The sequence below is a fragment of the Paraglaciecola sp. MB-3u-78 genome (assembly GCF_002835935.1).
In the GTDB taxonomy this organism is placed as follows: Bacteria; Pseudomonadota; Gammaproteobacteria; order Enterobacterales; family Alteromonadaceae; genus Paraglaciecola.
The window spans coordinates 227,796-241,915 of sequence record NZ_PJCF01000005.1; the positions used below are offsets into that span (position 1 = coordinate 227,796).

Consider the following 14,120-nt stretch of genomic DNA (forward strand, 5'->3'; position numbering starts at 1 on the left):
GATCTCCAGGACGCTCGCCAATTGTGCGAGTGCCAGATTTTATTCCCTTGGACGATACGGAGGTTGTCAAATAAGCTTGATTCATACATAATCCCCTACTACTTAAAAGAGTGTTTTTGATTCCCTAGAGACACAATATTATAATCAAGAGGTGATTGTCAAGTTTTTTTGACTCTCTAGAGGCTCATTATGGTTCTTATAAATGATAAAATGTAGCTTATCCACGCTTATGGGCGCAAAGCGACTTAAGATCTCAGATGTTGTTAGAGACACTGGAATCAATAGAAGCACGGTGAACCGGCTTTTCCATGAAACAACTTCTCGCATTGATTTTGAGACGCTTGAAATACTTTGTAAGTATTTGGAGTGTGATGTCAGTGACTTTTTGGAAATTACTGATTAACAACAGGAGATTTCAATAAATGTTATTGGCTTTAGATTGCGGAGATAATGTTGAATTAAAAACTTAAATAGGCGTGTTCAAACAAGCGCTGCAATATAAAATTATCAATCCTTTTTGCTGCAATCGGCTATTTCTCATTTTCTCGAGGGTGAAAATCGAGTTCGAATTTCTCGTATCCTCAAAGTCAGTAGGTGTAGTGTCAATAAATGGGTGGCCAATTATTTATCAGATGGCTTGCCAGCGTTGGAAGCCAAAAAAGCCAAAGGACAGCCTTGCCCTTTGTCTATAAAACAGCGGGAACAACTATCAGATTATATTGATAAGCAAAGTCGTAGTACGAAAGGAGGTCGCTTAACCGGTAAAGCCATTCGAGCCTATATCTCTGAGCAATTTCAAATAAATTACCATCCTAACGCGGTATATAAACTGCTTCATCGATTGGGCTTTAGTTGGATCACCAGAATATTAACAACGTGACAATTAGTTTTTATATCCGAGTATGAGGGACATTCATATATTGCATCCTCTTTTAAGTGCCCGCTCGGATATGAATGTGTGCCATTAATTAGGTTAAAAGAGAGTCCTTTTTTATAATCCTAATGTCTGCATAGTGATATCTCGCTAATGGATCTTTATTATCCCAATTTGTGGGCATTTTATTTTTTAAACCAAGGTTATTCAGAATAGCGTCCTCCTCATTGGTGAGAACACAAGCAACTCTTAACTGCATCGATAGGCACTCCTTGTTAATAAGTCGCCCATCATCTAAACAACTACTGCTTTACCGCATCCATATTTTGGATGACCACTTGATGTGTTCTGGGATCGGCCGCAACTAAATTGATGTCTATTCGCATCATCTGCATAAGGGTACTGCCAAGTTAACGAGCAGACTCAGAAACGTACGATAATCAGAGCATGAAAATTTTATATTCATGCTGGATATCGCTATCAACCCCAAATTATCAGTCAGACCGTGTGGTTTTATCGTAGATTTATACTTAGCTTCTGTGACATCGAAGAATTGCTGGCAGCAAGAGGTATTTACGTCAGCTACGAAACCATCAGAAACTGGTGCCATAAATTCGGCCAAAGGTATTGTAGCCAAATTAGGAAAAACCGAGGGAATGTAGATTGACAATTAAAGTCTCATACTGCGGGCGAAAATTTCAGGCACTGAAGTTTGGCAGCACGAATATATAGTTAGAAAATATTATACTATTATGTTGTACCTAATGTTGACCGCATAAAGTCGGCTCTTTCAGAAACAAAAATGTATCATACTTTGAATTGGTCTTGACTATCCAATAGTGGGTAAGGTTAGGGTATAAGCGAAAACAAGTCCTATTAAACAAACATGTTTGTAATTGACAACGAGGTCCATGAGTCGTAAATTATCCGCTAATCAAAATGATTATGTTTTGAAGTTAACGTTAGATGTCGCAGTCGCAGTAGATAGGGAAGTATGCAGAATAACAAACTACAACAACTCAACTTTGCCCAAAAACGCCGCTTGGCTTTTATCGACTTTTTATTGTTGTTTAAAGGTTCATTTTCCCGTGGTGACTTAACCAATAAATTTGAAATGGGTATGGCCAATGCAACGCGAGATATTGCGCTGTATCGAGAATTGGCAGCAGATAACTGTGAGTTTGATAATCCCGGCAAGCTCTATCGCCAAAGCAAGCTCTTTAGCCCCTTGTTTGAACATGACGCCCGTAAAACTCTGGTCAAATTAGCCAATAATATCAGTGATGGTTTTGATGCTATTGGCGATATACAGTTTCCCGTAGAAGCGCCCAGTCAGCTTAACGTGCCAGACATTTTTATCGTCGCCCGTCTGGTGCAGGCCATACTCAATAATAAATCGGTTAGTGTTATTTATACCTCCTTAAGCAGTGGTTCAGCCAGTCGTGAGCTGGTGCCGCACAGTATTGTTGATAACGGTCTGCGCTGGCATGTTAGGGCATTTGATCGTAAATCATCTTCGTTTCGCGACTTTGTACTTACTCGTATCTGCAAGGTAAAAATTCTAAACGACAGTGACGACAACGCGCCAAAACAACATGAAGACAAATTCGAAGATCATCAATGGCAGAGAATGATGCCACTGCAACTGATACCACACCCTAACAATGTTCAGTTTCCCACTGCCATCGAGATGGATTATGGCATGAGTGATGGCGTGTTGAATTTGAACGTCAGGGCCGCTTTGGCCGGTTATTTGTTAAGACGCTGGAACGTGGACTGCACCGATGATGCCAGCTTAATAGGCGGCGAATACCAGCTTTGGCTGCGCAATCAGCAAACCCTGTTTGGTGCAGAGAATTTGGCTATAGCACCTGGATATAAATCAAAATCAAAATTAGAAGTAGAGGAAGGGTAGTTTGATACCGCAAGCCAGTTTAAAAAATTACAAAGCGTATTTAGGCGATCTTATCGGCGGTAGTTTGATGATCCGTGAGAGTCAGATCATAGCTGAGCTTTTATTGAAGAAACCCACCCAAGAAGAGTGGTTAGATCATATCGTCAATCAAAACATATTGCAGAAACGTTCCGACGCCTCAGCAAAACGCAATGCATCAACTATTAAAAAACGTTTGGAAGTCTTAAGTGATGAGTTTATCGAGCAGATCGCTTTTGGTAGTACAGAGCTTTCAACTCAAATGATGTTTGCGGCAACATTAATAAACTCAACCTTGCTAGCTGACTTTATGCGTAGCGTGTTTATAGATGCCAAACATATGTTTCGTGAAAGTATCGACAGTACCGATTGGCAGTCATTTTGGGCTGAGCGTTCAAGGTTGTTTCCAGAGCTTTCTCAAATGACGGACTCTTCAACTTATAAAATATCCCAGGTAGGCTTTAAGGTATTGGCTGATGCGGGTTACATCGAAACAACACGCAATAAAAAACTTCAAAATGTTTATTTGTTGCCTGAAGTTAGATCATTTCTAACAACGTTGAACCGTGACGATATCATCGCGGCTATGGAGGTTTAATCAAGGATGACTTCAGACACCATGACCAATACCGCTACGAATAAAGAACTAAGAATCCGCCTGGATCAAATCATGCCGAAAATAGAAAGCCCAGACTTTCTTAAAAACCAAGGGCTTGGCAATGAAATAGGGTTCTATGTATTTGACTATCCAGCAGAGTCAGAGCTAGAAGTAAGGGAACACCTTACCTTTATGACTGACAAAATGAAGAAACGTGGCAAAACCTTTGCCGATATAAATTTATTTGAAATAGTCATTGAAATACTCGATTCACGAAAACTGACAGAGCGTGCATTTAAGGTACAAAAGGAGCGTGGTGACGATGCGCTTTTTAACGCCCTTAAAGGGCCGTTGGAACAAAATAGAGTGGCAGAATTTATTGCGAAAAAAGCCAATTTAGAGAACAGCGAATTTATTTTAGTACACGGTTTAGGTAGCGCATGGCCTATCATCCGTGGACATGGCTTACTAAATGCGCTGCATGCAAAAGTGGGCAGCGTGCCTACGGTACTATTTTATCCAGGCGAATATGATGGTTTAACACTCAAGCCATTTGGAGAAATAGACTCAAACAATTATTACCGAGCTTTTAAGCTCGTACCATAAGAAACAATTTTAAATAGCGTTAAAAAATAGAGTGGCAGGACCTATAAGTCTGCACAATACAATGGATCACTAGGGAAGTTAGTTATGCAAAGCAGTATGCAAAATGAAATGCAAATCAAAGAACTCTTGTAACTACTCAGCGGGTATAAAGATATTAGGCAGCATGCCATTTAATAATAACGTTAATGCCGTGGACCCACTGATCCCTTGTTTTTTGCAGCTCGACAGATAGCTACGTAATCCAAAAAACATTTTGGCTCCGTTAGCACTTCTAAAACATCCCGATATCTTTTGTTGAACCTTTGCCATCCTCAAATCATTTTCGCCCTGATTATTAGTGAATGGCACTGCCTCATCCGTCATGAATCTAAGTACATCGCTTTCATAGTTTTGTAATCGCTCAAGTAGGTTACGTGATTGAGTTCTTTTAGGCCGTCCTCGCTTACCTTTCACTGGTATCGGCGCAGGACTTTCTTTTTCTCCTGCCTTTAAAATCGCTTGATAGTGACGTCGCAAGGTGTCTTGTCTTTCAACACTGAGTAACCCGCCAGCCTTATCTACCTCTTGATTGAGCTTAACTAAAAACACCCGTATTTCCTCAGCCCAAGCTTGATTATCTTGCTCATACGCTCGAGTTAATTCTCGCAGGTGATGCGCATTGCATAATGAATGTAGGCACTCATAACGATAATAAGGTTTCCAATGGTCATGGCACATCACACCGTTGAACTGGGGTAATATGTCAATCTCATCCATGGCATCATGGCCTCGTTTTTCATGGGCTGATAAATACGTCCAATCCAGAGACGAAGCGTTATGTAGCCATTGTCTTTTTCCGTTGATATTGATGCCAGTTTCATCGGTATGTAATGTCTTTTCTTTTCTCAAGTTCGCTTTGATAATATCTAATGCTTGCGTCTCTTCCAGTTTGGTAAAAGCGGTATTGATAAAGTTGAAAAGACTGCCGCTGCTCAAAGGTATATTAAGCTGGTCAGTGAAATACTCACGAATGCGCTCATAAGGCAGTAATTGATATTGGGACAGGTAAACCGCATGAGCTTTTAACCCAATACCATATTGAATACGGCTATTAACGTCTTGGGGAAATGGGGCAACGAAGCGTTGACCTAACTCATTCTCAAGTATTTGTGCGCGATATTCAGTGACGACACGCTTAAACTCAATATCGACCACTTGCCGCACCTCTTCACCCATATCAGTATAGTTACCGGGCGGTAAAAGTGTGCTATCAACGATTAATTTATGTGTGATGTCAGGGTTGTCATCAAGTGGTAGCGTTGTGCCTTTATGCCCCTTTTGTCCACCTGATTTTTTAGTACTGTTGCCTTTTGAATTTTTCTTTCTATTTTGATCGGACGAGGGCGGTATACTGCTGTTATTACTGTTAAGCCCAAGCCGTTGACAGAGTAACGTGACAATAAGAAGCAATAAATCCATAGCAGTACGCATTGAAGGTGACAATGTATTGTCCGCTTCAATTTGTGCTTTAATGTTATTGATATTCGACTCAATATCAATGCCGCTTACTTTCATTTAGCCACGTAATTATCGAAATAAAACAGTATGATAACGCTTAGAAATGATCAAGCAAGTCGATCATTTTTTAATTTTTGATCGTTAAAAATAAACTAGATTATGTGCTGAGTAGTTACGAACTCTTTAATAAAGATATCGAACGTAAAATTAATGGAGTAGTTAAGGCAGACCAACGAGAAGACGATGTAGTTTTCACCGAGCTTGATGAATACGTGGTCACTAAAGAGCTGTTTACGCATTTCGAAAAGTTTTTTGATTGCTACATGCCCTCGGTACGCGATCCAAAAGCAAAAGCAGCCTCTGGCAAGTTAGGTATCTGGGTAAGTGGTTTCTTCGGCTCAGGTAAATCACATTTCATCAAAATTCTTTCTTATCTTTTGCAAAATATTGAGGCTAAAAATGGCACGGTAGACAGAAAAGCTATCGATTTCTTTAAGGACAAAATTCAAGACGGTTTTCTCATTGGTGAAATCGACACCGCCATCACCAAAGAAAATACCGTTATTCTGTTCAACATTGATAGCCGTGCCAACACCGACGATGGTGACGACGCCATCTTAAAAGTATTCCTCAAGGTATTTAACGAGCAAATGGGCTTTAGTGGCGATCACCCGCATATCGCTCACTTAGAACGAGAACTTAAAAGCAAAGGTGTATTAGAACAATTCCATCAGACATTTGAATCACTGGCAGGCATGAGTTGGTTAGAAAACCGTGATTCATACGACTTCTATCGTGATGACATGACCGAAGCCCTGGCTAAAGTAACAGCGCAATCAACAGACTCAGCGCGGCAGTGGGTTGAGCAACTCGAAAACAACTTTACCCTCGACATTGCGAATTTTTGTAAATGGGTAAAAGAATATTTAGATGTTAGCCAAGACCGCCGCGTTTTATTCTTTGTTGATGAAGTAGGGCAGTTTATTGGCAAAAACACCCAGATGATGTTGAAGTTACAAACAATCACTGAAAACTTAGGGACGATTTGTGAAGGCCGTGCCTGGGTGGTGGTGACTTCTCAAGAAGATATCGATGTGGTGTTAGGTCACATGTCGGGTTCAAAAAGCCATGATTTCTCTAAAATCCAGGCTCGCTTTGAACGTTTATCTCTTTCAAGCTCAAATACCAGTGAAGTCATCGAAAAGCGTTTGCTCGAAAAACAACTACCTGCACGAGAGTTACTCTCAAAACTGTACGATGAAAAAGGCGATATTCTGCGTAATCAATTAGCTTTCGACTCAACTACAACAGCAGAGATGGCAAACTATAAAGACGCAACCAGTTTTATCCATAGTTACCCCTTTGTGCCGTATCACTACACCTTGGTTCAAAAGATATTTGAAGGGCTGAGTAAATCTGGTGCCGCAGGCATGCACATGGCAAGAGGAGAGCGCTCATTGCTAGACGCCTTCCAATCAGCAGCGCAAATAATCAGTAATCAAAAAGTCGGTGTTTTAGTACCCCTACATTATTTTTACCACTCCATTGAAAACTTTCTGGATACCGCCGTTAAGCGCGACATACTAGAAGCGGCTGATAAAGAATCAATATCAGATTTTGCAGTCGATTTATTAAAAACCCTGTTCTTGATCCGTTATGTAGACGCGATCAAATCAACATTGGATAACCTCGTTACCCTATGTGTGAGCAAAGTAGATGAAGACCGCCTAGCGCTGCGTCATAACATCGAAACTGCGATTAATTCATTAGAGCAAAACTTGTTAATTGCCCGCCAGGGTGATGAATACATCTTCTTAACCAACGAAGAAAAAGAAATTGAAAACGAGATCAGAGAAACTGAAATAGAGCTATCTGATGAAACCAACAAACTAAGCAACATCATATTTGATGAGATCCTGCGTAGACAAAACATCTATCGCTACAAAGAAAACAATCAAGATTTTCCGGTAAGTCGTTTCTGTAATGGTATTCCAAGGGACGGCTCACAAGAGAATGATCTTGTGGTTAAAATCATTTCACCCATCGACCCCAACTACAGTGAATATAACAAGGCTGTTTGCGCGAATCATTCTCAAGAAAGTAATGGGTCAATCATCATAAAACTTGCGGATACCTCTAAGGTATTTGAAGAGATCCGCTCCTTTATTAAAACCGACAAATTCTTAAAACGTACCAGTGGTAACAGACCAGAGCAGCAACAGCTATTAAACCAAAAGGGATCTGAAAACCAAAAACGTAATGGCCGCATTAAAGATGCGGTTGAAGCGTTATTAAAAGAGGCTGAATTTTATGCCTTAGGCTCAGAGCAAAACCCCAGAGGTAGCGCAATTAGCCATATTTTAGATGAAACCTACAAGTACGTTATCGAAAATACCTTTAGCAAGCTCAAATTAGTGAAACCCTTCCCAGGTGATATTCGCCGAGAAATCCAAAATACCCTTATCGCCGATGACATAGCGCAAATCGGCTTGGATCTTAATGCCGAAGAAGTGAACCCATTAGCTTCGCTAGAAGTTGAAAAGCATATAACCCTAGCTGATGACACCAGCCGCCCAGTTACTGCTGAAGACATCGTTAAACGTTTTTCTAAACGTCCTTTCGGTTGGAACGATGATGAAATACTGCTAATCATGTCGCGTTTGGCGTTATCCAATAAAATCAGCTTTCAAATGCGCCAGCAAGATGTCGTGCTTAGAAGTGCTTACGATAATCTAATACAAGTGCGCAAACGTGCCGAAATGCGGGTCAGGCGTATTAAGCAGCAATCAGAAGCTAACCTAAAACGGGCGGCCAAGTTATTCAAGGACTTCTTCGGTAAAAATGCACCAGATAGTGAGAAAGAACTGTTTAATATCGCTCAAGAAAACCTAATCAACATGAAAGCCAAACTTGATGCCTTTGCGAATAAAGCGTCGACGGGCAAATACCCTGGAGGTAAAGACATAGAGCAAGGCATTGTATTGTTAGCAGGCTTAACTGAATTACCCTCTAGCTTTCAGTTTATTGAACAGTTTTTAGCAAGTGACAACGACTTGCTTGATTTTGAAGAAGACTATCAAGACTTAGATAACTTCTACGAAACACAATTCTCAACTTGGCAAAAGCTGCATAAAGCCTTAACCATAGACTTTGACCGTAACCGCAACGCCCTGGAAAAGGATGCCAACGCACTACAGGCTTTGCAGAAGTTAGCAAGCATCTACAACAATGAACGACCGTATCGCGATATCCGAGATATCGAACCCACCATTGAAAAAGTGGCTAAGGTAAATGAATCACTGTTATCTGACAAGCGTGCTCATGCTAAATCACGCATCGAACATCGCATTGAGCAAGTAAAACAACAAATTCAGGAAGCAAATGTACCCAGTGAATTAAGTAATAAAGCGCTGCGGCCATTGCAGTTGGCCTTGCAAGGTATTGATGGTTTAACAGGTATTGCTGAAATCCTGCAAGAGCAAGCAGACTCTATCAATCTGGAAGACGATGCCCACGATCTTATCAATAAGTACATTGAAGAGCAGCAAGCATTATTTGAGAAAAAAGCCAAAGAGGACGCTCAAAAAGCAGCTCATGCAGCCACTCAAACAGCAGCGCAACCTAGCGAACAAGGCAATGCCGCTTACGTACCGACTACAAGCAAACCTCTAAAAGTAGCAGAGCCCGCACCGCAGCCCCCTCCTAAAAAGATCGTATCAATTGATACCTCAAGTATTATGCGCGAGGTTAACAGCGCAGGTCTTATCGAAACAGAACACGATATAGATAACTACCTGACAGCGCTAAAAAACAGGCTGGTCTCATTGGTTAACAGCAACAATAAAGTGCGTATCAAATAAACAGGGAAGTAGAAGTATATGAACACTAAAAATTTAAAAGCCTACGCACCAAAAGCACGTCGTCAATTTATTGAAGCGATAAAACAGCGTGCTGCTCAATTGGGTATTTATGAAGACAGATTTGCAGAAGTACAGGTCGAAGGGGGGGCAGCCATCATCGAAGGCCGTGCCTTCACCAAAAAACAAGGTGAGCAACGTAAACGCCTTGCACAGAAGATTGAAGAGAAGCCTTTAGCCACTCATAAAGAGCGGTATAACCTATTTATTCGTGAAATGGCCTACACCTGGTTTAACCGTTTAGCCGCTATTCGCTACATGGAATTGCATGACTATTTAGAGCATGGCTTTCGTGTGCTCTCTAATCCCAATAGCCCTGACAGCCTGCCTGAAATACTCGACCATGCCTCGGATGTCGTCGATATCTTAGATCCCAATGGCGCTTCAAATGGGCAAAAGTATTTGGATAAAAACCATATTATTGAACTTCAATTAGCGGGTAACAAAGAAGAAGAGTTATACCGCGAGTTGTTACTAGGCCAGTGCCATTATTTATACAACATCATGCCTTTCATGTTTGAGGCGATTGATGATGCTACTGAGTTGCTCTTACCAGACAACCTCACCAAAACTGACTCCATCTTAAAAGGTTTAGTCAACGAGATCCCAGAAGAAGACTGGCAGGAAATTGAAGTAATCGGTTGGTTATATCAGTTTTATATCTCCGAACATAAAGATGCGGTTATCGGCAAGGTGGTTAAGTCTGAAGATATCCCCGCCGCGACTCAGCTTTTTACCCCCAACTGGATAGTCAAATACCTGGTACAGAACTCTGTGGGCAGACAATGGTTAGCTACCTATCCGGAGTCCGAGCTTAAAGGCAAAATGGAATACTACATTGAGCCTGCCGAGCAAAGTGCAGAGGTCATAGCACAACTTAAAGCCATTACCCCAAGCAGCATCGATCCAGAGCAAATCAAAGTGCTAGACCCAGCCGCAGGCTCAGGCCATATATTAGTGGAAGTCTACGAGGTTTTGCGGGAAATCTACCTTGAAAGGGGCTATCGCTTACGGGAAGTACCGGAGCTGATCCTCACCAAAAACATCTACGGCCTAGATATTGACGACCGCGCAGCACAGCTTGCTGGCTTTGCCCTCATGATGAAAGCCCGTGAAGATGACAGGCGCATTTTTCAGCGGGTGCAAGACGGTGACGTGCATCTTAATGTGTATTCACTGCAATCAAGCGAAGGTCTGGACATAGACAAGCTCTGGGCTGCTCTGGATTTAGAGGGCATACAACAAACGGGTACTACAGGTGGATTATTTGATGAACCAACCGACGTCATTCCCGCACAGGCGGGGATCTATGCAGACTATCTGCAATTATTTAATTACCTCAAAACATCCTTTCTACAGGCCAAAACCCTGGGTTCGTTGATCCAGATTGAACAAAAAAAATTAGACCGACTAAAAAACCTACTGAAAATTTTAACCGAGAAAATGCAAGGATCAGACCCAGCGGCTAAACATGCTGCTGTAGCGTTAATGCCCATTGTGAACCAGGCCATTTTGCTTGCCCAACAATATGATGCCGTGATCGCAAATCCGCCTTATATGGGTGGTAAGGGCATGAATGCAGATCTTAAGGAATTTGCTAAGAAGCAGTTTCCTAATTCAAAGTCAGATCTATTTGCGATGTTTATGGAAAGAGCATTTGGCTTGCTGCATGACAATGGCTACAACGCTCAGGTTAATATGCAATCCTGGATGTTTCTTTCAAGCTATGAAGTACTTCGAGAATGGTTACTAGCGACTAAAACCTTTGTCACAATGGCACATTTAGGAGCAAGAGCTTTTGGACAAATATCAGGCGAAGTGGTTCAAACTTCAGCGTGGGGTAAGCGGCTAATCAACCCACGTATCAAACAGTCGTAATACTGCGCTTATAGTTCCACGGCAATAACGCTTCAAAATCTTCCACCGTTTCCGCATAGGGTATCGCTTTGAATATAGTATTGAGATATGCGTATGGCTCAATGCCATGTAACCGAGCGGTTTCAATCAAGCTGTAATGTGCGGCACTGGCGTTTGCGCCAGCAGGTGTGTCGGCGAATAACCATGCACGCCTCCCAACGGCAAAAGGGCGAATGGCGTTTTCAGCCATAATGTTACTGATGCGAAGCTGCCCATCTGTGCAATACACAGTGAGTTTATCCCACTGATTATGCAAGTAGGTCATGGCCTTGCCAGTTAAACTGTCGGTGGCCACGCGCGGTTTGTTTGCCGTGAGCCATGCCTGCAGTGTGTTTAATATCGGCATGCTCTTAGCTTGGCGAACGGCCAGTCTTTTCTCATTGCTAGCATGTTTGATGGTGCGCTCAATCCCATAGAGCTTGTTAATCAGGCTCAAGGCCATGTCGGCTTTGCTGGCTTTTATTTTTTTCCCTTTAGGTTGTGATTGCTGTGCCTCGATGAATTTGCGGCGAGCGTGATCCATACAGCCTAATTGAATGAGCTGGTTTTTGCGGCACACTTCGTTGTAACCTGCATAACCGTCGGTTTGCAGGTAGCCATGAGTAAATCCATGTAGCAAGCGCATAGGCACATGGCGAGCACGCGATGGGTCATAGTCAAACAGCACGCTTTGTTGGTCGGCTTTACCGCCGAGTGTCACCCACATAAATTTATCGCCCGTGGGCGCAAGCCCTGGCTCTTTTAATACCTGAATGCGGGTTTCATCCGCCATAATGAGTGAGCCGGCATGCTGAGTCTCCCTTAATAAGTTAATTAAGGGTTGGATTTGTTTGCCTAGCGCAATGACATAGTTGGCGAGTGTTGTTCTTGATATGCTGCCCCCGTATCGTTCGATAATCCCCTCTAATCGATAAAGCGGCATGCCATCGGCGTATTTAGCAATAATGATGTAGGTCATTAAGTTGATACTGCCCATGGCTTTGGGTACAGGGTGTTTAATGACCTCAGCCGCTTTCATGGTGGTTGTGCCTTGTTCGTCTTTAAACACCGCCTTTTCCTGCATGTACTCTAGTACCTGTACTTTGGCAGGGATAATATCTAGCTCTTCTCTGACTTTCACAAAGAAGGTATTGATTGCGCCTTCTTTTTCAGTATCTGACAAATACGCAAACACTTGGGTGCGTGGTAGGTTTTTAGCAAAGGGTTTGCGACCGGTTTTGGCTTTAGGCTCGCTTGTGGTCGGTAACTCAGGCTCAGTTTGTTCTGGCTCACTGGTCGCTTCGGCTTCGTTGAACAAGTTACCTTGCTCTGGCGGGGTTTGTTCAGAGCTGCTGCCAAAGCGTTTGCTATTAGATAAGCGTAAATACTCTTCGAGTAACTCAACGCGCTTTTTAAGTGAATCGATGACATCAGACTTCTTTTCGATGATGTCACTTTGCTCTGCAATCAGTGTTTCTTTTTCCCCAATCACCCCGTCTTTTTCAGACAGCATAGCTTGCAACCTTGACATGGTATCGGTGTCGCTAAAAGCCTTGTTTTTATGGGTGTTGGGCGGTAATTTCATGCCCGATATTATACTAAACTTGAGGCTAAAAAGCCCTAAAAAACACTGTCGAAATGCAACTTTTTATGGCCCTTCATGGCACTAATATCAAGACCATCAAGTAGCCAGTTTATTTGCTGGCCGTTGAGTGTTATCACCTCCTTTTCACACCTCGGCCAAATGAATCTATCTTCCTCTAGGCTTTTGTAATACAGCACGAAACCATTGTTTTCCCAGAACAGACATTTGATTTTAGTGCGCCGTTTATTGGTGAACACATACAAGTGACCCGAAAAAGGGTTGTGACCCAACTCACATTCGACAATGGCGCTAATGCCTCGAAATGACTTACGGAAGTCAATTGCCTGCGGATATAGATAAATATGCGTAAGCGACATGCACGGGCGCATCGCACTTGTCATGACAATGCCGCCGTTAGCTGTTTCACCACATCGATATTATTGGGCGCAATACCCGATAACGACAGGCCATTGGCGAAGTGCAGCGTTAATAATTCTGGCTTGGGTAAATACTCTGGAATAGGCAATGCAATGAAACCCGTTTTGACCGGTGCTGTTTCTTGCGTTTCTAATCTACGCTTATGGTGACTTAGTCGCTGCGGGTTTAGTTGATGCTTTTTACAATACTGCGTTTGTGTTAATGCTGAATCCTTCCATTGGCTTACGTGTTGCTGCCAAAAGATGATGGGTTGTTTTGACATGTCATTTCCTCACTTGATTTCAGTGACGAAATTATGCACCAGCGGTAATGGTAAAATAAGACCGTGGGTTTATTTGGCGCTTACAGCGTGGGTGCTAAACAAGGCGCATATTGATACTTATAAACCGGTTTTTTTCCGACTAACTAAAGGGAACGAAGAGGAAAAGAGGGATTCTCTAGTTAATAAATTGAATAAGTTTGATGAAGCAGCACAGAGTGATTTTAAAAAAATCCCAGGATTTCCATTGTCATACTGGTTTTCAAACGAAATCCCAAAAATTTTCAGTGAGAATAATTCTCTTAAAAATATTTTGCATATTAACATCCAACCCGATCACCTAATAACATTGATGCCGATCACCTAATAACATCCATCCCGATCACTCAATAACATCGAAGCCGATCACTTTATGGTTAAAATGTTATTGAGTGACCGGCTTAATGTTATTGCCCAACTTTTACTCTTTTTTGTCTTTCCAGTAGGTGTTTTTAACCGTTATTCTTTTCATTTTTGA

The 14,120-nt window shown here is 42.1% G+C and carries 12 protein-coding genes; 8 read left to right on the forward strand and 4 right to left on the reverse strand.

Annotated elements, in window-relative coordinates; genetic code table 11:
- Positions 1 to 229: 229 nt before the first annotated feature.
- The 5 genes from CXF95_RS12070 to CXF95_RS12095 all read left to right on the forward strand — a co-directional run bounded on the left by CXF95_RS12070 (position 230) and on the right by CXF95_RS12095 (position 4,011).
- Positions 230 to 403, forward strand: a complete 174-nt coding sequence (locus CXF95_RS12070) for a helix-turn-helix transcriptional regulator (RefSeq protein WP_232787847.1) — start codon at positions 230 to 232, stop codon at positions 401 to 403.
- Positions 404 to 517: 114 nt separating this feature from the next.
- On the forward strand, positions 518 to 880 hold the full coding sequence (locus CXF95_RS12075; RefSeq protein ID WP_101198946.1) for a winged helix-turn-helix domain-containing protein: 363 nt from the start codon (positions 518 to 520) through the stop codon (positions 878 to 880).
- 988 nt (positions 881 to 1,868) lie between these two features.
- Positions 1,869 to 2,789, forward strand: coding sequence for a WYL domain-containing protein (locus CXF95_RS12085; protein ID WP_101198947.1), 921 nt, complete (start codon positions 1,869 to 1,871; stop codon positions 2,787 to 2,789).
- A gap of 1 nt (position 2,790) precedes the next feature.
- Entirely contained in the window at positions 2,791 to 3,405 is a 615-nt protein-coding gene (locus tag CXF95_RS12090; RefSeq protein WP_232787807.1) for a DUF1819 family protein, read from the forward strand.
- A gap of 72 nt (positions 3,406 to 3,477) precedes the next feature.
- On the forward strand, positions 3,478 to 4,011 hold the full coding sequence (locus CXF95_RS12095) for a DUF1788 domain-containing protein (protein WP_232787808.1): 534 nt from the start codon (positions 3,478 to 3,480) through the stop codon (positions 4,009 to 4,011).
- Between the two features lie 132 nt (positions 4,012 to 4,143).
- Here the strand turns inward: CXF95_RS12095 and CXF95_RS12100 are convergent, their stop codons facing one another.
- Positions 4,144 to 5,565 carry an IS66 family transposase gene (locus CXF95_RS12100; protein ID WP_101197251.1) on the reverse strand — a complete coding sequence of 474 codons (1,422 nt, stop codon included), beginning with the start codon at positions 5,563 to 5,565 and terminating at the stop codon, positions 4,144 to 4,146.
- Between the two features lie 77 nt (positions 5,566 to 5,642).
- Here CXF95_RS12100 and brxC point away from each other — a divergent pair, with 77 nt between their 5' ends.
- Together brxC and pglX are read left to right on the forward strand one after the other, a co-directional pair.
- On the forward strand, positions 5,643 to 9,368 hold the full coding sequence (brxC, locus tag CXF95_RS12105; protein ID WP_232787809.1) for a BREX system P-loop protein BrxC: 3,726 nt from the start codon (positions 5,643 to 5,645) through the stop codon (positions 9,366 to 9,368).
- 18 nt (positions 9,369 to 9,386) lie between these two features.
- Positions 9,387 to 11,303, forward strand: coding sequence for a BREX-1 system adenine-specific DNA-methyltransferase PglX (gene pglX / locus CXF95_RS12110; protein WP_101198948.1), 1,917 nt, complete (start codon positions 9,387 to 9,389; stop codon positions 11,301 to 11,303).
- Here the strand turns inward: pglX and CXF95_RS12115 are convergent.
- From CXF95_RS12115 to CXF95_RS12125, 3 genes are read right to left on the reverse strand one after another with little or no spacing between them, the layout of a single operon-like run.
- Positions 11,290 to 12,906 carry an IS66 family transposase gene (locus tag CXF95_RS12115; protein ID WP_101197785.1) on the reverse strand — a complete coding sequence of 539 codons (1,617 nt, stop codon included), beginning with the start codon at positions 12,904 to 12,906 and terminating at the stop codon, positions 11,290 to 11,292. The two genes, pglX and CXF95_RS12115, sit on opposite strands and share 14 nt — an antisense overlap.
- A 35-nt stretch (positions 12,907 to 12,941) precedes the next feature.
- Positions 12,942 to 13,307 (reverse strand): IS66 family insertion sequence element accessory protein TnpB, encoded by a 366-nt coding sequence (tnpB, locus tag CXF95_RS12120; RefSeq protein WP_101197784.1) that lies wholly within the window; start codon positions 13,305 to 13,307, stop codon positions 12,942 to 12,944.
- Positions 13,304 to 13,606, reverse strand: a complete 303-nt coding sequence (locus CXF95_RS12125; RefSeq protein WP_101197783.1) for a hypothetical protein — start codon at positions 13,604 to 13,606, stop codon at positions 13,304 to 13,306. Before CXF95_RS12125 ends, tnpB begins: the two co-directional genes overlap by 4 nt.
- Here CXF95_RS12125 and CXF95_RS12130 point away from each other — a divergent pair.
- On the forward strand, positions 13,605 to 13,970 hold the full coding sequence (locus tag CXF95_RS12130; protein ID WP_101198949.1) for a hypothetical protein: 366 nt from the start codon (positions 13,605 to 13,607) through the stop codon (positions 13,968 to 13,970). The genes CXF95_RS12125 and CXF95_RS12130 overlap by 2 nt on opposite strands.
- Positions 13,971 to 14,120 lie beyond the last annotated feature (150 nt).

Coding starts and splice junctions, on each gene's coding strand:
- CXF95_RS12095 (WP_232787808.1), top strand. CDS start 3,478: ATGCCGAAAATAGAAAGCCCAGACTTTCTTAAAAACCAAGGGCTTGGC.
- CXF95_RS12085 (WP_101198947.1), top strand. CDS start 1,869: ATGCAGAATAACAAACTACAACAACTCAACTTTGCCCAAAAACGCCGC.
- CXF95_RS12070 (WP_232787847.1), top strand. CDS start 230: ATGGGCGCAAAGCGACTTAAGATCTCAGATGTTGTTAGAGACACTGGA.
- CXF95_RS12130 (WP_101198949.1), top strand. CDS start 13,605: ATGTCATTTCCTCACTTGATTTCAGTGACGAAATTATGCACCAGCGGT.
- CXF95_RS12125 (WP_101197783.1), bottom strand. CDS start 13,606: ATGTCAAAACAACCCATCATCTTTTGGCAGCAACACGTAAGCCAATGG.
- pglX (WP_101198948.1), top strand. CDS start 9,387: ATGAACACTAAAAATTTAAAAGCCTACGCACCAAAAGCACGTCGTCAA.
- tnpB (WP_101197784.1), bottom strand. CDS start 13,307: ATGACAAGTGCGATGCGCCCGTGCATGTCGCTTACGCATATTTATCTA.
- CXF95_RS12115 (WP_101197785.1), bottom strand. CDS start 12,906: ATGAAATTACCGCCCAACACCCATAAAAACAAGGCTTTTAGCGACACC.
- CXF95_RS12100 (WP_101197251.1), bottom strand. CDS start 5,565: ATGAAAGTAAGCGGCATTGATATTGAGTCGAATATCAATAACATTAAA.